Below are 18681 nucleotides of genomic sequence, written 5' to 3' on the forward strand. Positions count from 1 at the left end.
GGCTAGGCTCGAAGGATGACCGACGCCACGAATCCGCTGCTGCAGCCGTCGACGCTCCCGTTCGGGCTCCCCGATTACCGAGCCATCCGCGCCGAGCACTACCTGCCGGCGTTCGAGGCGGGGTTCGCCGAACAGCTCGCGGAGATCGCCCGCATCACGATGGTGCGGTCCATGCCGACCTTCGAGAACACCGTCGAGGCGCTCGAGCGCTCGGGCGAGCTTCTCGACCGCGTGGCTCACACGTTCTACACGGTGAGCTCCGCGGATGCGACGCCCGAGATCCAGGAGATCGACGAGCACCTCGCGCCGCTCATGGCCGCCCATCAGGACGCGATCACGCTCGACAGCGCGCTGTACTGGCGCGTCGAGCGCGTGTACGAGCAGCGCGACGCCATGGGTCTCGACCCGGAGCAGCGCTATCTCGTCGAGCGCTATCACCGGGAGATGACCCATGCGGGTGCCGGCCTCGACGACGACGCCAAGGCGGCGCTGACCGCCCTGAACCAGAAGCTGTCGGTGCTCACGAACACGTTCGAGCGCAACCTGCTGAACGACACCAACGACCTCGCCGTCGTGTTCGACTCCCCTGCCGAGCTCGACGGGTTGAGTCAGGGCGAGCTCTCGGCCGCAGCGCGTGCAGCGCAGGATCGCGGGCTCGATGGCCGATACCTCCTCACCCTGCCGCTCTTCACGGGGCATCCCGCTCTGGCCCAGCTGCGGGTCCGGGAGTCCCGTCGCCGCATCATGGCGGCGTCGCTCTCCCGGGGGTCGCGCGACAACGCCAACGACAACCGTCCGGTACTGCTCGAGATCGTCCGTCTGCGGGCCGAGCGCGCGAAGCTCCTCGGCTACGAGTCGCACGCCGCGTACGTCACGGCCGACGAAACGGCAGGAACCCCCGAGGCGGTCGAGCGGATGCTGCGCCGCCTGGCGGGCCCGTCCGCCCGGAACGCACGCGCCGAGCGTTCCGCGCTACAGGCGATCGTGGACGAGACGGAGCCGGAGCCGTTCCCCGTCGAAGCGCATGACTGGGCGTTCTACACCGAGCGCGTGCGCACGGCGCGCTACGACATCGACACGAGCGCGCTGCGTCCCTGGTTCGAGGCCGAGCGTGTGCTGCAGGACGGGGTCTTCTCCGCGGCGACCCGCCTCTACGGCGTGACCTTCGCCGAGCGCGACGACCTCAGTGCCTACCACCCGGGCGCTCGCGTGTTCGAGGTGCGCAACGAAGACGGCTCCGCCCTCGGCCTCTACGTCCTGGATCTCTACACGCGCGACTCCAAGCGCGGCGGTGCCTGGATGAACGCGATCGTGAGCCAGTCCCGCCTGCGCGGGAGCGCGCCCGTCGTCGTCAACAACCTCAACGTGCCGCAGCCGGGCGACGGGCAGCCGACGCTGCTCACGCTCGACGAGGTCACGACGCTGTTCCACGAGTTCGGCCATGCGCTGCACGGCCTCTTCGCGACCGTCACCTACCCGCACTTCGCCGGGACCAATGTGTTCCGCGACTTCGTGGAGTTCCCCAGCCAGGTGAACGAGATGTGGATCCTCTGGCCCGAGGTCCTCGACGACTACGCGCGGCACCACGAGACCGGAGAGGCGCTCGATCCCGCGATCGTCGAGCGCCTCCGCGCGACCGAGACCTTCGATCAGGGCCATGCGACGAGCGAGTACCTCGCCGCCTCCTGGCTGGATCAGGCTTGGCACCGCCTCCCCGTCGGCGCGGATGTCGACGACGTCGCCGCGTTCGAGGCGGCCGCCCTCGCCGACATCGGGCTCGACGACCCTGCGGTGCCGACGCGCTACTCCTCCACGTACTTCGCGCACGTCTTCTCCGGCGGCTACAGCGCCGGCTACTACTCGTACATCTGGAGCGAGGTCCTCGACGCCGACACGGTCGACTGGTTCCGCGAGAACGGCGGCCTCACGAGAGCCAACGGCGACCGGTTCCGCGAGCGGCTGCTGGGCGTCGGCGGCTCGAAGGACCCGCTGGAGGCGTACCGCGATTTCCGTGGACGCGACGCCACGATCGAACCGCTGCTGAGACGCCGTGGACTGGACGCCTGAGCCGTGAGACCCTGAGCGCATGAACGCTTTTCCCGAAGCACCGTTCGGCCCAGCGGACAGCCTGGAGCTCGAAACCGTCCCGCTCGCCGTCATCCGCCACGACGGCATCCGCATCGCCGACCTGCAGGACGCGTTCGACCGGGGGTACGGTGCGATCGGCGCGCTCTTCGCCGACGGCACGCTGATCCCGACCGGACCCGCGCTGGCGATTTACCACGGCGATCCGATGGGAGTCTTCGACCTCGAACTCGGCTTCCCTGTGCAGGCGGCGCCCTCCGCAGCGATCGCCGCACCGGACGGCGCACGCATCGTGGCGTCGACGCTTCCGGACGGCGCGGCCGTGGCGACCACCGTGTTCGGCTCCTACGAAGGACTCGGCGCCGGATGGGCCGGGCTCGTGGAGCGCGCCGCCGAAGCCGCCCTGCGTCCGCGCGGCATCTGGATCGAGGTGTACGTCTCCGATCCGGATACGGTGCCGAGCGAATTGCGTACCGACCTGCTGATGCCGGTGGAGTGATGCGGACGCGCACACACGCACACGGGACGGATCACAGAGGCGGGGCGGTGTAGAGCCGGGTGGAACAGCCGGTCTCGCCGGGTTCGAGCCAGATCGGGTCGAAGGACGGCGCGGTGACCTCGCCCGTCGGGCTCAGCACGCGAAGCACGCAGTCGGTGCCCGGCGTCACCCCCACCGCGGCGACCACCTCGCCCGCCGAGGTCTCCTCGACCTCGACGGTCATCGCCGAACCGGGGAACTCCGCCCGCAGCGCGTCCGTCGGATCGGACCCGGCCGCGGCGACGAGGACGCTCTCCACGCGCTCGGCCGCATCCGACGGAAGCTCGGGACGGGAGGACCGCGGCGGATCGAGGGGCTCGGGGATGCCCTCGCAGGAGACCTCCTCGGACGTGGCCTCCCGAATGCCGGGCACCGTGTACCGATAGCACTTCTCGGCCGAGCCCGCAGACGTGTACGACGAGAAGAGGGCACCGGAACCGCTCGCCTCCACCGTCGCGCTGATGCGTGCCTGGATCGTGATCGGCTCCGCCGAGCCGAAGGCGCCACTCCAGGTCAGCGGCTCGACCGTCGCCGTGCGCGATCGGAACATCTCCGCGGCGACCGTCTCCGCATCCGTGAGGTCGTAAGCCCCGCGGAGGTCGGCTTCCAACGCCCCGGCGACATGCTCGACGGTGCCCCTGGCCACATCATCGCCGTTCTTGTCCTGCGTGGACACGAAGAAGATGACGATGATGGCCACTCCGGCCAGGACGATCAGAGCGGCGGGGATCGCGAGCACGGTGGCGACCACGCGCCAGCGCCCCGATCCTGTCATCGCCCGATCCTCTCCATCGCCTTGTACCAGGTGAGCTGATGATAGCTCTGGCTGAGGTGCTCGCCGAGCGTCTCCAGTGGCCGCGTGCGAACGAGGATGTCCTCGTTGTCATCGAGGGACTGGTCCGCGACTCGGGAGCAGCCGAGAGCGAGGAAGTGGTGCACGCGGTTGGTGTGGTTGCCGAAGTTCGCCCAGGTCGAACCGAGGGAGACCAGCTCGTCGGCGACGGATCCCGTCTCCTCGAGAAGCTCACGCGCGGCGGCGTCCTGCGGGACCTCGCCCTGTTCCACTCCCCCGCCGATGGTGCCGAGTGCGACGATACCCGCTCCGTGGCGATACTCCTCGACCACGATCGCCGCCCCCTCGTGGTCGACGGCGAGGACCGAGACCCAGTCGCCGTACTCGAGGACGTAGTACGGGGCTATCCGCCTGCCGCTCCCGTCTGCGCAGTCGTCCGCGTGCAGACGAATCCAGCGGTCGGCGACGACCGTCGTGCGAGCGACGGTCGTCCAGGGAGCGGGCGCGTCGCTCACGCGCTCTTGCGCTTGCGCTCCATCACGATGGTGGGCGGTGCGCCTTCGTCGACTGCGGCGCGGGTCACGATGACCTTGGCCACATCCTCCACGGAGGGGATCTCGAACATGATCGGTCCGAGCACGTCTTCGAGGATCGCTCGCAGTCCGCGGGCGCCGGTCTTGCGCTCGACGGCGAGGTCGGCGATGGAACGCAGCGCCTCGTCTTCGAACTCGAGCTGCACGCCGTCGATCTCGAACATCCGCTGGTACTGCTTCACCAGGGCGTTTCGCGGGCCGGTCAGGATGTCGATGAGCGCCTCCTGATCGAGCGGCGAGACGTTCGTCACGACGGGGAGGCGACCGATGAACTCCGGGATCAGGCCGAACTTGTGCAGGTCCTCCGGCAGGACCTCGCTGAACAGATCGAGATCCTTGCCCTTGTCGTGCAGCGGGGCGCCGAAGCCGATGCCGTGCTTGCCGACGCGGGCGGAGACGATGTCCTCGAGGCCGGCGAACGCACCGGCGACGATGAAGAGGACGTTCGAGGTGTCGATCTGCAGGAATTCCTGATGCGGGTGCTTGCGGCCGCCCTGCGGCGGCACTGAGGCCACCGTGCCCTCGATGATCTTCAGGAGGGCCTGCTGGACGCCCTCGCCCGACACGTCGCGCGTGATGGACGGGTTCTCGGCTTTGCGGGCGATCTTGTCGACCTCGTCGATGTAGATGATGCCCTGCTCGGCGCGCTTGACGTCGTAGTCGGCGGCCTGGATGAGCTTCAGGAGGATGTTCTCGACGTCTTCGCCGACGTAGCCCGCCTCGGTGAGCGCCGTGGCATCGGCGACCGCGAACGGCACGTTCAGTCGCTTGGCCAGAGTCTGCGCGAGATACGTCTTGCCGCAGCCGGTGGGGCCGATGAGCAGGATGTTGCTCTTGGCGATCTCGACCTCTTCGGCCTTCTGCTCGGCCGGCTGCAGCGTGCCGCGGGCGCGGATCCGCTTGTAGTGGTTGTACACGGCGACCGAGAGCGCTCGCTTCGCGGGCTCCTGACCGACGACGTACTCCTCGAGGAAGGAGAAGATCTCACGCGGCTTCGGAAGCTCGAACTCGGCGACGCCTTCGGCGGACGACTCCGCCATCCGCTCCTCGATGATCTCGTTGCACAGCTCGACGCACTCATCGCAGATGTATACGCCGGGGCCGGCGATGAGCTGCTGGACCTGCTTCTGACTCTTTCCGCAGAAAGAGCATTTGAACAGGTCAGCGCTTTCACCGATGCGGGCCATGCGCGTCCTCCTATGGGGGATCAGAGATCGTCCTTCGAGCCTAACCTCTGCATGCGACACCGGGCCGCATTGGAACACATCGCGTTCCGGAGACCGGCGAGCTCGGTCGCAACTGCGCCGAGCAGGAACGGGAAGGGCCCGGCAGCGCGATGCGCGGCAGGGCCCTCCGTCTTTCCGACAGGTCGGTCAGACCATGCTCTTCGTGTGCCAGACGGTCTTCACCTCGGTGAAGGCGCCGATCCTCTCCGGAGAGGCGACGACCTCCCCCGGGGTGAGCACGCGCTTGAGCGTCTCCGCCGCAGCGATCTGCATGTCGACCCAGTCCAGGTCGCCGGCGCCGGCCAGGTCGAGGGCATTCACGTCCTGGTGCGAAGCCAGCCACGGAGCGATCTCCGCGGGCGAGCCCGTCAGGACGTTCACGACGCCGCCGGGCACGTCGCTCGTGGCGAGCACCTCGGCGAGGCTGATGGCAGAGAGCGGGTGCTGCTCGCTCGCGATCACGACCACCGTGTTCCCCGCGACCAGGGCGGGAGCGATTACGGACACCAGGCCGAGCAGCGCGGAATCCTGGGGGGCGACGATTGCGACCACACCGGTCGGCTCCGGAACAGAGATGTTGAAGTACGGACCCGAGACCGGGTTGGCGTTGCCGGCGACCTGGGCGTACTTGTCGCACCAGCCCGCGTACCAGACCCAGAGGTCGATGGCCTCGTCGACCTGCGCGGCCGCGGCGGAGGCGGACACCCCCTCCTGCTCCGCGATCTCATCGATGAACTGCGCGCGGCGCCCTTCCAGCACCTCGGCGACGCGGTACAGCACCTGCCCGCGGTTGTAGGCGGTCGCCCCCGACCACCCCTTGACGGCGGCACGGGCGGCCACGACGGCGTCGCGGGCATCCTTTCGGGAGGCCTTGGCGGCATTGGCGAGGAAGGCGCCCTTCCGTGTCACGACCTCGTACGTGCGCCCGGACTCGCTTCGCGGGAAGGCCCCGCCGATCGCGAGCTTGTAGGTCTTCGGAACGGTCAGTCGCTTGCTCATGCTGCGGCTCCCTTGAGGTAGGCGGTGAGACCCTGACGTCCGCCCTCGCGGCCGTATCCGGACTCCTTGTAGCCGCCGAACGGGCTCGACGGATCGAAACGGTTGAAGGTGTTCGCCCACACCACGCCCGCGCGCAGACGATCGGCGACCGCGAGGATGCGGGACCCCTTGTCGGACCAGATACCTGCGGAGAGGCCGTACGGCGTGTTGTTCGCCTTCGCGATCGCCTCGGCGGGCGTGCGGAACGTGAGCACGGACAGCACGGGCCCGAAGACCTCGTCCCGCGCGATCCGGTGCGAGGCCTCGACCCCGGTGAAGATCGTCGGAGCGAACCAGAAACCCTGCTCCGGGATCGCGCAGTCCGCGGTCCAGCGCTCGGCACCCTCGGCTTCGCCGATGTCGCTGAGCTCGCGGATCCGGGCCAGCTGCGCGGCGGAGTTGATGGCCCCGATGTCGGTGTTCTTGTCGAGCGGGTCACCCAGTCGCAGCGTCGACAGGCGCGTCTTGAGCCGGTCGACGACCTCGTCGTGGATCGACTCCTGCACGAGCAGACGGCTTCCGGCGCAGCACACGTGGCCCTGGTTGAAGAAGATGCCGTTGACGATGCCCTCCACGGCCTGGTCGATCGGCGCGTCGTCGAACACGATGTTCGCGGCCTTGCCGCCCAGCTCGAGCGTGAGCTTCTTCTTCGTGCCGGCGACGGCGCGAGCGATGTCGCGCCCCACGCCGGTCGACCCGGTGAAGGCGACCTTGTCGACGTCGGGGTGGCGCACGAGCGTCGACCCCGTGGCTCCGGCACCCGTGATGATGTTGACGACACCCGCCGGCAGGTCGGCCTGCTGCAGGATCTCGGCGAAGATCAGCGCCGTCAGCGGGGTGGTCTCCGCCGGCTTGAGCACGACCGTGTTGCCCGCGGCGAGGGCGGGCGCGATCTTCCACGCGAGCATCAGCAGCGGGAAGTTCCACGGGATGATCTGCCCGGCGACGCCGAGCGCGCGAGGGTTCGCGCCGAGGCCCGCGTGGTCGAGCTTGTCCGCCCAGCCGGCGTAGTAGAAGAACCAGGAGGCGACGAGCGGGACGTCGACGTCGCGACTCTCCTTGATGGGCTTGCCGTTGTCGAGGCTCTCCGCGACGGCGAGCTCGCGGGCGCGCTCCTGCACGAGACGGGCGATGCGGAACAGGTACTTGCCGCGGTCGCGACCGCTCATCTTCGACCAGGTCTTGTCGTACGCGCGGCGCGCGGCGGCCACCGCCCGGTCGACGTCGTCATCGCTGGCCGAGGCGATCTCGGCGATGTGCTTCTCCGTCGCCGGCGAGATGGTGGTGAACGGGGTGCCTGAGCCGTCGACGAACTCGCCATTGATGAACAGCCCATAGCTGTCCTTGAGGTTCAGGACCGCGGTGGATTCCGGTGCCGGCGCGTATTCCAGGAAGTTCATTTCAATCCCTTGGGTTGCTGAGCTTGTCGAAGCATCAGTCGATCGTGACGTAGTCGGGGCCCGAGTAGTGGCCGGAGCTGAGCTTCTGACGCTGCAGGAGCACGTCGTTGAGCAGGCTGGAAGCGCCGAAGCGGAACAGGTGCGGCTGAAGCCACTCCTCTCCGACGGTCTCGGCGACCGTCACGAGGTACTTCACCGCGTCCTTCGAGGAGCGGATGCCACCGGCAGGCTTGACGCCGATGCGTTCGCCCGTCCCCCGGTACCAGTCGCGGACCGTCTCGAGCATGAGAAGAGTGGTCGGCAGGGTCGCCGCGGGCTGGACCTTTCCGGTCGACGTCTTGATGAAGTCGCCGCCGGCGAGGATACCGAGCCACGACGCCCGCTTGATGTTGTCGTAGGTGTTGAGCTCGCCCGTCTCGAGGATCACCTTGAGCGAGGCGTACGAGCCGTCCTCACGGCGGCACGCCTCCTTGACCTGAGCGATCTGATCGAAGACGAGACCGTAGCGACCGGACAGGAATGCACCGCGGTCGATCACCATGTCGATCTCGTCGGCCCCGGCGGCGACCGCCTCGGCCGTGTCGGCGAGCTTGATCCCGAGTGACGCCCGTCCGCTCGGGAAGGCCGTGGCGACGGCCGCGACCGAGATCAGACCGTCGTCCGGGTCGCCGTGCAGACCACCGAGGGCCGCGACCGCGTCCCCCACCATGTCGCCGTACACGCAGACGGCGGCGACGCGCGGCGTCGACGGATCGGAGGCGTCCGGGGTCTTGGCCTTGGCGACCAGGGACCGCACCTTTCCGGGCGTGTCGGCGCCTTCCAGGGTCGTCAGGTCGATCAGCTCGATGATCTTGTCGAGGGCCCAGGCCTTCGACGTCGTCTTGATGGAGCGGGTGCCGAGCCCGGCGGCGCGCTGCTCCAGGCCCACGGCGTCCACGCCGGGGAGGCCGTGCAGGAAGCGACGGAGGGTCGCGTCGTCCGGCTCACCGCCGAGGACGTCCACCGCCGTCCTGCGGCTGAGTTCTTTCGTCGTCACTGTTCCTCCAACAATGCTCGTGCTGTGGTCTCATCTGTCACCAGGACGCCGCACAGACCGCTGGTCACGACCGTGCGGGCGATGTCATGCTTGGCGGGTCCGGCGGTCACGAAGATCGCCCGCTTCGCTCCGCGCAGGCGGTCGAGCGAGACGCCGACCGTCCGGGCGTCGAGCTGCGAGTCGACGATGTTGCCCTCGGCGTCGACATAGCGGCCGAGCACGTCGCCCACCGCTCCACGACGCGCGAGCTCCTCCACCTCCTCCACACGGAGGTAGCCGTTCTCCACGTGGGCGGACGAGGCATCGCAGGGCCCCGCGGTGAAGAGGAAGGCCTGCGCCTCCGCCGCCTCTTCCAGGACGGCCGCGACGGTGCGGTCGGCCTCGATGGCCTGCTTCGTCTCGACGCGCTCCAGGATCGCCGGACTCGGCAGCAGCGAGACCTGCCCCGAGGCACGCTGGGCGATCGTCACGGCGAGGCCGGCCGCCCCGCCGGAGCGGCGGTTCAGGCTGACGCCGCCGTTGAGCTGCACGACCGTGACGCCGCTGGCCCAGCCGTCGGGCAGGGCCTCTGCGACCGCGCGCAGCGTTCGTCCCCAGCTGACGCCGAGCGTCCGGGGCACGGGCCGCAGAGCGGTCAGGAAGTCCGCGGCGGCCTGGGCGACTCGTTCAAGAGTCCCGTCATCGCCTTCCGGCGCCGGGACCACCACGGCGTCCGTGAGACCGAAGCGCTCGACCAGCTCGCGCTCGAGACCGAGCCGGCGGGCGCGCGGGTGCACGATCTCGATGCGGACGATGCCGCGCTCGCGCGCTTGCGTCAGCAGCCGACCGACCTTCCAGCGGGAGATCTTGAGGAGCCCGCCGATCTCGTCCTGCGTCTTGTCCTCGTCGTAGTACAGCTCGGCGACACGCACCATGAGCAGGTCTTCTTCCACGGGTTCCTCCTTCCTCCTCCAGGGTAGGCCGGAATCCGCGTTCGCGCACCTGAATGCTCATACGCGCAGAGGACGCTCGTCGGTCCGCACATCCGCGGAGACGCAGAACGGGCGCCCGTCATGCCGACGGGCGCCCGTTCGTGTCGAACAGCTCAGACGCGCTTGCGCGTGGTGAGCACCTGGTCGACGATGCCGTACTCCAGGGCCTGCTCCGCGGAGAGGATGTTGTCGCGATCGATGTCGCGGTTCACCTGCTCCGGGGTGCGGTTGGTGTGTGCCGCCAGCGTCTCCTCGAGCCAGGTCCGCATGCGGAGGATCTCCGCGGCCTGGATCTCGATGTCGGAGGCCTGACCGTGGCCGGCCTCCCCCATGGCGGGCTGGTGGATCAGCACGCGCGCGTTCGGAAGCGCGAGGCGCTTGCCGGGGGCACCTGCTGCGAGCAGCACGGCGGCAGCGGACGCCGCCTGGCCGAGCACCACGGTCTGGATCTGCGGCGCGACGTACTGCATCGTGTCGTAGATGGCCGTCATCGCGGTGAACGAGCCGCCGGGCGAGTTGATGTACATCGTGATGTCGCGCTCGGAGTCCTGGCTCTCCAGAACGAGGAGCTGCGCCATCACGTCGTCGGCCGACGCGTCGTCGACCTGCACGCCGAGGAAGATCACGCGGTCTTCGAACAGCTTGTTGTACGGGTCCTGACGCTTGAAGCCGTAAGCGGTGCGCTCCTCGAACTGCGGGAGCACGTAGCGGCTGGAGGGCAGGTCACCGGCGGAGCGGAAGGTGGGTGTGTACATGAGCGTCCTTTCGCTTTCCGTTACTCGGTGTCCTGATCGGTGCCGCCGCCGCCGATGACGTCGGAGGCCGATTCGCGGATGTGGTCGACGAAGCCGTACTCGAGCGCTTCCTCGGCGGTGAACCAGCGGTCGCGGTCACCGTCGGCGTTGATCTGCTCGACCGACTTGCCGGTCTGTGCGGCCGTGATCTCCGCGAGGCGGTTCTTCATCGACATGATGAGCTGCGCCTGGGTCTGGATGTCGCTCGACGTTCCGCCGAAGCCACCGTGCGGCTGGTGGAGCAGCACGCGCGCGTTGGGCGTGATGTACCGCTTGCCCTTGGTGCCGGCGGTCAGCAGCAGCTGGCCCATCGAGGCGGCCATTCCGATGCCGACGGTGACGATGTCGTTCGGCACGAACTGCATCGTGTCGTAGATCGCCATACCCGCCGTGATCGATCCGCCAGGCGAGTTCACGTAGAGGTAGATGTCTCGCTCGGAGTCCTCTGCGGCGAGAAGAAGGATCTTCGCGCAGATCTCGTTCGCGTTCTCGTCTCGCACCTCCGAGCCGAGCCAGATGATGCGGTCCTTCAGCAACCTGTCGAAGACGCTCGTTGCGAGGAGGGGTTCTGCAGCCATGTCAGCTCCTGATTCCGTGTTTCAGTGATTCGAATCTACCGGCGTCAACGCAGCGCCCAGGCCGTGTTCGCCGTCGGCATATCAGGTGTCGGCGCGCGCGATCTCGTGCGCGTACGCGGTCATCGAGCGGTGGTACCGCGGAAGATGCGGGACCAGCGCCAGCAGCGCGACGGAGAGTCCCTGTGCGGGCCGGCCGGCACTGGCGAGGATGAGCGCGTGCACCGTCGCGACCGCGTCCCGGTACGGCCCGTCGGCCGACAGCTCCTCCTCCGCACGGATCACCGCGAGCGCCTCGTCGTACTCCCCCAGGTTCCGCAGCGAGCTCGCCAGCTGGATCACGCACTGCGGACGGTGTTCCTCGTCGAGGCCGAGGTCCAGAGCACGTCGATACAGCTCGACGGCCTCTGCCGGCCTCCCCGCGGAGTCGCGCGCACCGGCGCGCTCGAACTCGGCGCGGGCGTCGTCCGGTCCGCGCTCCGCTGCCAGGGCGTCGATCCGCGCGATCGTCTCGTCGCCGACCTCCTCGCCGGAGGCCTCGGCCCAGACGTCTTCGACGCGCTCGTCCCAGGTCTTGGTCATCATCATCCCCTCGAGAGGAAAAGAGGGCGGATGCCGCAGCATCCGCCCTCTTCACTGGATCGTGTCGATCACTCGGCCTTGTCGGCAGCCTTCTTGGCCGGCGCCTTCTTGGCGGCCGGCTTCTTGGCAGGCGCCTTCTCAGCAGCCGCCTCGTCGGCGTCCGCCTTCTTGGCCGGGGCCTTCTTGGCAGCGGGCTTCTTGGCAGGAGCCTTCTTCGCGGGCTTCTCGTCAGCCTCGACCTCGGTCTCGGCGGCCTCGTCCGCTTCGTCGTCCGTGACGACGAAGTCGGACAGATCGACGGGCTTGCCGTTGCTGTCGACGACCTTCACCTTGCCGAGAGCGATCGCGAGGGCCTTGTTGCGAGCGACCTCGCCGACGAGCGCGGGGAGCTGGTTCGAGGACTGCAGCGCCTCGACGAACTCCTGCGGAGCCATGCCGTACTGCGCAGCCGACTGGATGAGGTACTGGCTGAGCTCCTCCTGCGAGACCTGCACGTCGGCCTGCTCGGCGATCGTGTCGAGCAGCACCTGCGTGCGGAACTGCTTCTCGCTCGCCTCGGTGACCTCGGCGCGGTGCACGTCGTCCTCGAGGCGGCCTTCGCCCTCGAGGTGGTTGTGCACCTCGTCCTCGATGAGCTGCGGCGGAACCGGGATCTCGATCTGGTCGAGCAGGGTCTCGACGAGCTTGTCGCGGGCGGCGGAGCCCTGCGTGAAGACACCCTGCTGGGCGACGCGCTCCGCGAGGCTCGCGCGCAGCTCGGCGATCGTGTCGAACTCGCTCGCGATCTGCGCGAAGTCGTCGTCGGCCTCGGGGAGCTCGCGCTCCTTCACGGCCTTGACGGTCACGGAGACCTCGGCCTCCTTGCCGGCGTGGTCGCCGCCGACGAGAGCCGAGCGGAACGTGGTGTCCTCACCGGCGGTGAGCGACTCGATCGCGTCGTCGATGCCCTCGAGCAGCTCGCCGGAGCCGATCTCGTAGGAGACGCCCTCCGCGCGGTCGATCTCGGCGCCGTCGATGGTGGCGACGAGGTCGAGCTCCACGAAGTCGCCCTTCGCAGCGGGACGGTCGACCGGGATCAGCGTGCCGAAGCGGGCGCGCATGTTCTCCAGCTCGGCGTCGAGTGCGGCCTCGTCGGCTTCGACGGCGTCGACCGTGAGGGTGATGCCCTCGTAGTCGGGCAGCTCGATGTCGGGGCGGACGTCCACCTCGACGTCGACGAGCAGGTCGCCGGAGAAGTCCTTCTCGCTCGGCCACTGCGTGATGTCGGCCGACGGGCGTCCGACGACACGGAGCTTGTGCTCGGTCGTGGCTTCGCGGAAGAACTTGTCCAGGCCCTCGTTCACCGCGTGCTCGATGACGGCGCCGCGTCCGATGCGCTGGTCGATGATGGGAGCAGGGACCTTGCCCTTGCGGAAGCCGGGGATCTGGACGTCCTGAGCGATGTGCTCGTAGGCGTGAGCGATGCTGGGCTTGAGGTCGTCCGGGGTGACCGTGATGGTGAGCTTGACCCGGGTCGGGGTCAGCTTCTCGACGGTGCTGTTCGCCATGCTGGTGTGTTCTCCTTGTGATTTCCGCGCTGAATCGCGGCTGTAAGGTCCGTGGGGGCCGTGTCGGGGCGACAGGAGTTGAACCTGCGACCTCCCGCTCCCAAAGCGGGCGCTCTACCAAGCTGAGCTACGCCCCGGGGAATCCGCGCGCAGATTCAGCCCCACAGAGTCTAACGGACAGGAGCACACCCGACTGTCCGGTATGATCGATCACGCCGGAGTTCCCACTCCGAACCGATCCCCCGGAATCCGCGGGATTCGGGGCTGTAGCTTAATGGTAAAGCCTCTGTCTTCCAAACAGATGACGCGAGTTCGATTCTCGTCAGCCCCTCTCCTTCTTCTCCCGCCGTCGGTCATCCTCATTCGGATATCCATGACCGCGTGTCGCCCTCCTCGTCGAATACGCTGGCAGCACTGCCGCGCAGTCTCCGACCGGAAAGCCTGACCGAATGAGCACGTCGTGACCGAACCCTCCCGGCCCCGCACCGCCCCGCGGCAGGCTCTCTTCGCGAGCGGAGGGCACGATCTCCCGGCGACGTTCTCCGCAGAACCGCCGCCGTCGCGTCGCCGTCACGTGCCCCGTGGTGTCGTGTTCGGTGTGCTCGGCGGCGTCGCGGTCATCGCGACGCTGTCCATCGCGCAGCTGACCGCCAACGTCGGCTACGACGAAGCCGCAGAGGGGTTCGACGACGCGCTGCGGACGGCGCGCGCGCACCAGACGCAGACGGAGCACGCGACAGCGGCTCTGATCGAGAAGACCGACGCCGGGCACGTGATCCTCGACACCGGCAGTCCCGCGATCGTCGTCCCCGACGATGCTGTGGCCGCTCTCGCCTCCGCCGTCGACGACGGCGAGGGAGCCGGCGCCGCGGCCGAGGATGTCGTCGCCACCGAGCTGCCGCCGTCCGGGGACAAGCCGACGTGGTTCTGGGAGCTCTACGGCGCGACGGCGGAACTGGGCGCCCAGCAGCAGGATCTCGATCGTCTGGTCGCCGACCTCGACGATCAGACCCAGAATGCGCAGGACACCGCACGACGGGTCGACGAAACCGGTACTGCCGTGCTGAAAGCGGCAGCGGCCGCCGCGGCTCCGTTCGAAGCCGCGCACATCTCGGCGCGCAACGACGCTGTGATCGCGTTGCGCCGAGCCGCTGCCGATGCGGCGGCGGTCGTCTCCGTCGACGACTCCGCCGCGACGGCGTACGCAGCCCTGCAGACCGCCGCCGGACAGGTCGTCGCGACCGAGGCGGAGGAGCTCGCCGAGAAGGAGGGACCGCTCCGCGCCGCGAGGATCGAGATCGAGGCGTTCGCGCGATCGCTCGCCCCCGGGGTCCTGCTCGAATTCGACTGGTCGCCCCAGGTGAACGGCGCCGGATTCGACGGCAGCATGGGCGGATACACCACCTGGTGGTGGGATGACCCTGGTCGAGCCACGATCGAGCTTTCGAACTCCGTCGCGGAGCAGTGGCCCGCCGAGCGGAGCAAGGCGCTCGTCGCGCACGAGGTCGGCCACGCCATCAGCGTGAAGTGCCAGGGCATGTACGACGCGTCCACACAGGACAGCATCGAGAAGTGGGCGACCGCCTGGGCGATCAGCATGGGCTTCACCGACGACGCGAACGGCGTCTGGGCGTACGGCTACCCACCCCAGGACTACATCGACGCGGCCGCCGGCTGCCGCTGACCGCAGAGAACGGAAGAAGCCGCCACGATCTCTCGTGGCGGCTTCTTCGATGTCAGACCGAGGTCACTGCCCCCGACGCTCGCGCAGCTGCGTGAGCGCGTCCTCGAGGAGCTGGACGGCTTCCTCGTCGGTGCGGCGCTCCTTCACGTAGGCCAGGTGCGTCTTGTACGGCTCCGCCTTCGCCAGCGCCGGAGGGTTCTCCTTGTCGCGCCCGGCGGGGAGACCGCTCTGCGGGTGGTCGATGATCTCCGGGATCTCCTCCTCGGGCAGGCCGGCGGCGAAGTAGCGCACCGTCTCGTTGCCGAGCCCATCCCAGTAAGAGACCGCGATGCGGTCGGCGTGATAGCCGTGGTCCTGCTCCCCCATCGGGCCGGAGCCCACGCGGGTGCCGCGGATCGCGTTTCCACCGGTAGCCATCAGATGACCTCGAATTTCGTGATGAGGCCCAGCGCGACGATGGAGACGAACCACGTCAGAGCCAGGACGACGGTGAAGCGGTTCAGGTTCCGCTCCGCAAGGCCGGACGAGCCCACAGCGGACGTCATGCCGCCGCCGAACATGTCGGACAGACCGCCACCGCGGCCCTTGTGCAGAAGGATGAGGAGGGTCAGCAGGACGCTGGTGATGCCCAGCACGACCTGCAGGACGAACTCGAGAATTGCCACGAGAAAGAGCCTTTCGCTGGGGCCGGAGCGCCCCCGTAACGGTCAAGTATACGGTGCAGCGGGGCCGCAGCCCCGCTGCACTCACACGCCGACGTGCTTCTCGAAGCGGATGATCGCGGCGAACTCGTCCACGACGAGGCTCGCTCCGCCGACCAGCGCACCGTCCACATCGGGCTCGCGCATGAAGCTGGCGATGTTCGCCGCCTTCACCGAGCCGCCGTAGAGGATGCGCGTGCGCGCGGCCGCCTCGTCGCCGAGGACCTTCGCGATCACGGCCCGCAGCGCGGCGCAGACATCCTGCGCCTGCTGCGGTGTCGCCGCCTGGCCGGAGCCGATCGCCCACACGGGCTCGTATGCGACGACGATGTCCGCCTTCGGCGAGACGCCCTGGAGCGCCGCCTCGAGCTGAGACACGGGCACCGCGCTGGCGCCGAACTTCTCCAGGTCACCGGCCGTCTCGCCGACGCAGATCACCGGCACGAGGCTGTGCTTGAGCGCCGCCTGCACCTTGGCCGCCACGACGTCGTCGCCCTCGGCGTGGTACTCCCGACGCTCCGAGTGGCCGATGATGACGTACTTCGCGTCGAGCTTGGCCAGGAATGCTCCCGACACCTCACCGGTGTACGCACCGGAGTCGTGTGCCGACAGGTCCTGCGCGCCGAGGGCGAACGGGATCTTGTCCGCGTCGATGAGCGTCTGCACGCTGCGGATGTCGGTGAACGGCGGGAAGACCGCCACCTCGACGGATCCGTCCTCGTGCTTCGCGTCCTTCAGCGTCCAGTGCAGCTTCTGCACGAACGCGACCGCCTGCAGGTGATCGAGATTCATCTTCCAGTTTCCCGCGATCAGCGGGGTACGAGAGCTCACGCCCATCCGAGGACCTCCAGCCCAGGTAGTTTCTTGCCCTCGAGGAATTCGAGGCTCGCGCCGCCGCCGGTCGAGATGTGACCGAACTGATCGTCGGAGAATCCGAGTTGACGCACGGCCGCAGCGGAGTCGCCACCGCCGACGACACTGAGGCCGTCGACCTCGGTGAGCGCCTTCGCCACGGTCTTGGTGCCCGCCGCGAACGCCGGGAACTCGAACACGCCCATCGGGCCGTTCCAGAACACCGTCTTCGACCCGCGGATGACCTCGGCGAAGCGAGCAGCCGTCTCCGGACCGATGTCGAGGCCGATGCCGGACGCCCCGAAGGCCGTCTGCTCGATCGCGTCGGCGGCCGCGACCTCATGGTCCGCGTCCGCCGAGAAGGATGCCGCGACGACCACGTCGGTGGGGAGGACGAGCTCCACGCCGCGCTCAGCCGCTTCGGCGATGTACCCGCGGACGGTGTCGAGCTGATCCTCTTCGAGAAGGCTCGACGCGACCGCGTGACCCTGCGCCTTCAGGAACGTGAACAGCATTCCGCCGCCGACGAGGATCCGGTCGACCCGCGGCAGCAGGTGCGAGATCACGCCCAGCTTGTCGCTCACCTTGGATCCGCCGAGCACCACCGCGTAGGGGCGCTCCGGGTTCTCGGTGAGGCGGTCGAGCACGTCGAGCTCGGTCGCGATCAGCAGACCGGCAGCCGACGGGAGCAGCTCGGCGAGTTCGTACACGCTCGCCTGCTTGCGGTGCACCACGCCGAACCCGTCGGAGACGAGCACGTCGCCGAGCTTCGCGAGCTCCGCGGCGAAGGCGCCGCGCTCGGCGGCGTCCTTCGACGTCTCCCCCGGGTTGAACCGGAGATTCTCGATCACGACGACTCCGCCGTCCTCGAGCGAGGCCACGGCCTCCGTCGCCGACTCGCCGACCGTGTCGCGCGCGAACGCGACCGGGGCGCCGAGGAGTTCGGACAGCCGCTGAGCCACCGGCTCCAGGCTGTACTGCGGGTCGGGCGCACCGTCGGGTCGGCCGAGGTGCGAGCACACGACAACACGGGCGCCCGCGTTGATGAGTGCGTTGAGGGTCGGCAACGAGGCGCGGACACGGCCATCGTCCGTGATGATCCCGTCCCGCAGGGGGACGTTGAGATCACAACGGACGATGACGCGCTTGCCCTCGAGCGACCCCAGGGTGTCCAGGGTGCGCAGAGTCATGTGTCTGAGCTTAGAGGCGCTCGGCCACGTACTCGGTCAGGTCGACGAGACGGTTGGAGTAGCCCCACTCGTTGTCGTACCAGCTGGACACCTTGATGAGGTTGCCGCTGACGTTGGTCAGCGTCGAGTCGAAGATCGACGAGTGCGGGTTGTGCACGATGTCGCTCGAGACGATCGGGTCCTCGTTGTACTGCAGGTAGCCGGCCAGGCGGCCCTCGGCAGCGGCCTTCTTGTAGGCCTCGTTGACCTCGTCGACCGTCAGGTTCTCGCGGTCGGTGATGAGGGTGAGGTCGACGATCGAGCCGGTGGGAACCGGGACGCGGTACGACGAGCCGCTCAGCTTGCCCTGGAGCTCCGGGAGCACCTCGCCGATGGCCTTGGCCGCACCGGTCGAGGCCGGGGTGATGTTGATCGCGGCAGCACGTGCACGACGGAGGTCGCTGTGCGGACCGTCCTGCAGGTTCTGGTCAGCGGTGTACGCGTGCGCCGTCATCATGAAGCCGCGGTCGATGCCGAACGCGTCGTTGAAGACCTGAGCCAGCGGCGCGAGGCAGTTGGTGGTGCACGACGCGTTGGAGATGATGTGGTCGGTCTCCGGGTTGTACGTGTCCTCGTTCACACCCATGACGAACGTGCCGTCGACGCCCGTGCCGGGAGCCGAGATGAGGACCTTCTTCGCGCCGGCCTCGATGTGCTTCTTGGCGAGCTCGGCCTTGGTGAAGAAGCCGGTCGACTCGATGACGATGTCGACGCCCAGCTCGCCCCACGGGAGGTTGGCGGGGTCGCGCTCGGCGAAGGCCTTGATCGCCTTGCCGTTGACGGTGATGCTCTCGTCGTCGTAGCTGATCTCGGCGTCGAGGACGCCGCCGACCGAGTCGTACTTCAGAAGGTGCGCCAGGGTCTTGTTGTCGGTGAGGTCGTTGACCGCGACGATCTCAAGGTCTGCTCCCTGCGCAAGAGCTGCGCGGAAGTAGTTGCGTCCGATGCGGCCGAAGCCGTTGATACCGATCTTGACAGACACTCAGGTCTCCCTGTTTCTCGTGCGCTGTGCGCCGCCTTCCAGCGGACGTCATACG

Annotated in this window: 19 protein-coding genes and 2 tRNA genes; 4 read left to right on the forward strand and 17 right to left on the reverse strand. The window is 68.4% G+C overall.

Features of this window, described 5'->3' with window-relative positions; translation table 11 throughout:
* Nucleotides 1-15 precede the first annotated feature (15 nt).
* The gene (locus tag CSX12_RS10355) at nucleotides 16-2067 is read left to right on the forward strand and encodes a M3 family metallopeptidase (protein WP_124895717.1); all 2052 of its coding nucleotides are present in this window, start codon (nucleotides 16-18) and stop codon (nucleotides 2065-2067) included.
* Between the two features lie 19 nt (nucleotides 2068-2086).
* Nucleotides 2087-2584 (forward strand): GyrI-like domain-containing protein, encoded by a 498-nt coding sequence (locus tag CSX12_RS10360; protein ID WP_124895718.1) that lies wholly within the window; start codon nucleotides 2087-2089, stop codon nucleotides 2582-2584.
* A gap of 31 nt (nucleotides 2585-2615) precedes the next feature.
* Here CSX12_RS10360 and CSX12_RS10365 read toward each other — a convergent pair whose 3' ends face one another.
* From CSX12_RS10365 to CSX12_RS10420, 12 genes are all read right to left on the reverse strand, one after another.
* Complete coding sequence (locus CSX12_RS10365) at nucleotides 2616-3398, reverse strand: hypothetical protein (RefSeq protein WP_124895719.1); 783 nt, start codon at nucleotides 3396-3398, stop codon at nucleotides 2616-2618.
* Nucleotides 3395-3931 carry an NUDIX hydrolase gene (locus tag CSX12_RS10370; RefSeq protein ID WP_124895720.1) on the reverse strand — a complete coding sequence of 179 codons (537 nt, stop codon included), beginning with the start codon at nucleotides 3929-3931 and terminating at the stop codon, nucleotides 3395-3397. Before CSX12_RS10370 ends, CSX12_RS10365 begins: the two co-directional genes overlap by 4 nt.
* Complete coding sequence (gene clpX / locus CSX12_RS10375) at nucleotides 3928-5196, reverse strand: ATP-dependent Clp protease ATP-binding subunit ClpX (protein WP_124895721.1); 1269 nt, start codon at nucleotides 5194-5196, stop codon at nucleotides 3928-3930. The genes CSX12_RS10370 and clpX overlap by 4 nt, the downstream gene beginning before the upstream one ends.
* Nucleotides 5197-5382: 186 nt before the next feature.
* The gene (locus CSX12_RS10380) at nucleotides 5383-6234 is read right to left on the reverse strand and encodes an aldehyde dehydrogenase family protein (RefSeq protein WP_124895722.1); all 852 of its coding nucleotides are present in this window, start codon (nucleotides 6232-6234) and stop codon (nucleotides 5383-5385) included.
* Nucleotides 6231-7673 carry an aldehyde dehydrogenase family protein gene (locus CSX12_RS10385; protein WP_124895723.1) on the reverse strand — a complete coding sequence of 481 codons (1443 nt, stop codon included), beginning with the start codon at nucleotides 7671-7673 and terminating at the stop codon, nucleotides 6231-6233. The genes CSX12_RS10380 and CSX12_RS10385 overlap by 4 nt, the downstream gene beginning before the upstream one ends.
* 34 nt (nucleotides 7674-7707) lie before the next feature.
* Nucleotides 7708-8709 (reverse strand): deoxyribose-phosphate aldolase, encoded by a 1002-nt coding sequence (gene deoC / locus CSX12_RS10390; protein ID WP_124895724.1) that lies wholly within the window; start codon nucleotides 8707-8709, stop codon nucleotides 7708-7710.
* Nucleotides 8706-9641 carry a sugar-binding domain-containing protein gene (locus tag CSX12_RS10395; RefSeq protein ID WP_124895725.1) on the reverse strand — a complete coding sequence of 312 codons (936 nt, stop codon included), beginning with the start codon at nucleotides 9639-9641 and terminating at the stop codon, nucleotides 8706-8708. The genes deoC and CSX12_RS10395 overlap by 4 nt, the downstream gene beginning before the upstream one ends.
* A gap of 152 nt (nucleotides 9642-9793) precedes the next feature.
* Nucleotides 9794-10435, reverse strand: coding sequence for an ATP-dependent Clp protease proteolytic subunit (locus tag CSX12_RS10400; protein ID WP_124895726.1), 642 nt, complete (start codon nucleotides 10433-10435; stop codon nucleotides 9794-9796).
* Between the two features lie 20 nt (nucleotides 10436-10455).
* Nucleotides 10456-11052 carry an ATP-dependent Clp protease proteolytic subunit gene (locus tag CSX12_RS10405; RefSeq protein WP_017830295.1) on the reverse strand — a complete coding sequence of 199 codons (597 nt, stop codon included), beginning with the start codon at nucleotides 11050-11052 and terminating at the stop codon, nucleotides 10456-10458.
* A gap of 81 nt (nucleotides 11053-11133) precedes the next feature.
* Nucleotides 11134-11631: a tetratricopeptide repeat protein gene (locus tag CSX12_RS10410; protein ID WP_124895727.1), complete on the reverse strand. Its 498-nt coding sequence runs from the start codon at nucleotides 11629-11631 to the stop codon at nucleotides 11134-11136.
* A 68-nt stretch (nucleotides 11632-11699) separates the two neighbouring features.
* Nucleotides 11700-13178, reverse strand: coding sequence for a trigger factor (gene tig / locus CSX12_RS10415; RefSeq protein ID WP_124895728.1), 1479 nt, complete (start codon nucleotides 13176-13178; stop codon nucleotides 11700-11702).
* Between the two features lie 63 nt (nucleotides 13179-13241).
* Nucleotides 13242-13315: transfer RNA gene (locus CSX12_RS10420), tRNA-Pro, on the reverse strand.
* Nucleotides 13316-13438: 123 nt separating this feature from the next.
* Between CSX12_RS10420 and CSX12_RS10425 the strand changes: the two genes are divergently transcribed.
* Nucleotides 13439-13509: transfer RNA gene (locus CSX12_RS10425), tRNA-Gly, on the forward strand.
* Between the two features lie 129 nt (nucleotides 13510-13638).
* Nucleotides 13639-14862: a hypothetical protein gene (locus CSX12_RS10430; protein ID WP_124895729.1), complete on the forward strand. Its 1224-nt coding sequence runs from the start codon at nucleotides 13639-13641 to the stop codon at nucleotides 14860-14862.
* 63 nt (nucleotides 14863-14925) lie between these two features.
* Here the strand turns inward: CSX12_RS10430 and CSX12_RS10435 are convergent, their stop codons facing one another.
* The 5 genes from CSX12_RS10435 to gap all read right to left on the reverse strand — a co-directional run bounded on the left by CSX12_RS10435 (nucleotide 14926) and on the right by gap (nucleotide 18626).
* Nucleotides 14926-15279, reverse strand: coding sequence for an RNA polymerase-binding protein RbpA (locus CSX12_RS10435; RefSeq protein WP_017202782.1), 354 nt, complete (start codon nucleotides 15277-15279; stop codon nucleotides 14926-14928).
* Nucleotides 15279-15527: a preprotein translocase subunit SecG gene (gene secG / locus CSX12_RS10440; RefSeq protein WP_017202783.1), complete on the reverse strand. Its 249-nt coding sequence runs from the start codon at nucleotides 15525-15527 to the stop codon at nucleotides 15279-15281. The genes CSX12_RS10435 and secG overlap by 1 nt, the downstream gene beginning before the upstream one ends.
* Before the next feature lie 81 nt (nucleotides 15528-15608).
* Entirely contained in the window at nucleotides 15609-16400 is a 792-nt protein-coding gene (gene tpiA, locus CSX12_RS10445; RefSeq protein WP_017202784.1) for a triose-phosphate isomerase, read from the reverse strand.
* Nucleotides 16391-17605, reverse strand: a complete 1215-nt coding sequence (locus CSX12_RS10450; RefSeq protein WP_124895730.1) for a phosphoglycerate kinase — start codon at nucleotides 17603-17605, stop codon at nucleotides 16391-16393. The genes tpiA and CSX12_RS10450 overlap by 10 nt, the downstream gene beginning before the upstream one ends.
* Before the next feature lie 10 nt (nucleotides 17606-17615).
* Nucleotides 17616-18626 carry a type I glyceraldehyde-3-phosphate dehydrogenase gene (gene gap, locus CSX12_RS10455; RefSeq protein ID WP_017202786.1) on the reverse strand — a complete coding sequence of 337 codons (1011 nt, stop codon included), beginning with the start codon at nucleotides 18624-18626 and terminating at the stop codon, nucleotides 17616-17618.
* Nucleotides 18627-18681 lie beyond the last annotated feature (55 nt).

Source organism: Microbacterium sp. Y-01, from assembly GCF_003856715.1.
GTDB classification, from domain to species: domain Bacteria; phylum Actinomycetota; class Actinomycetes; order Actinomycetales; family Microbacteriaceae; genus Microbacterium; species Microbacterium algeriense.

Excerpts from the sequence above, each read along its gene's own strand:
- CSX12_RS10355 (WP_124895717.1), top strand. The coding sequence starts at position 16 with ATGACCGACGCCACGAATCCGCTGCTGCAGCCGTCGACGCTCCCGTTC.
- CSX12_RS10360 (WP_124895718.1), top strand. The coding sequence starts at position 2,087 with ATGAACGCTTTTCCCGAAGCACCGTTCGGCCCAGCGGACAGCCTGGAG.
- CSX12_RS10365 (WP_124895719.1), bottom strand. The coding sequence starts at position 3,398 with ATGACAGGATCGGGGCGCTGGCGCGTGGTCGCCACCGTGCTCGCGATC.
- clpX (WP_124895721.1), bottom strand. The coding sequence starts at position 5,196 with ATGGCCCGCATCGGTGAAAGCGCTGACCTGTTCAAATGCTCTTTCTGC.
- CSX12_RS10380 (WP_124895722.1), bottom strand. The coding sequence starts at position 6,234 with ATGAGCAAGCGACTGACCGTTCCGAAGACCTACAAGCTCGCGATCGGC.
- CSX12_RS10385 (WP_124895723.1), bottom strand. The coding sequence starts at position 7,673 with ATGAACTTCCTGGAATACGCGCCGGCACCGGAATCCACCGCGGTCCTG.
- CSX12_RS10400 (WP_124895726.1), bottom strand. The coding sequence starts at position 10,435 with ATGTACACACCCACCTTCCGCTCCGCCGGTGACCTGCCCTCCAGCCGC.
- CSX12_RS10405 (WP_017830295.1), bottom strand. The coding sequence starts at position 11,052 with ATGGCTGCAGAACCCCTCCTCGCAACGAGCGTCTTCGACAGGTTGCTG.
- CSX12_RS10410 (WP_124895727.1), bottom strand. The coding sequence starts at position 11,631 with ATGACCAAGACCTGGGACGAGCGCGTCGAAGACGTCTGGGCCGAGGCC.
- tig (WP_124895728.1), bottom strand. The coding sequence starts at position 13,178 with ATGGCGAACAGCACCGTCGAGAAGCTGACCCCGACCCGGGTCAAGCTC.
- CSX12_RS10435 (WP_017202782.1), bottom strand. The coding sequence starts at position 15,279 with ATGGCTACCGGTGGAAACGCGATCCGCGGCACCCGCGTGGGCTCCGGC.
- tpiA (WP_017202784.1), bottom strand. The coding sequence starts at position 16,400 with ATGGGCGTGAGCTCTCGTACCCCGCTGATCGCGGGAAACTGGAAGATG.
- CSX12_RS10450 (WP_124895730.1), bottom strand. The coding sequence starts at position 17,605 with ATGACTCTGCGCACCCTGGACACCCTGGGGTCGCTCGAGGGCAAGCGC.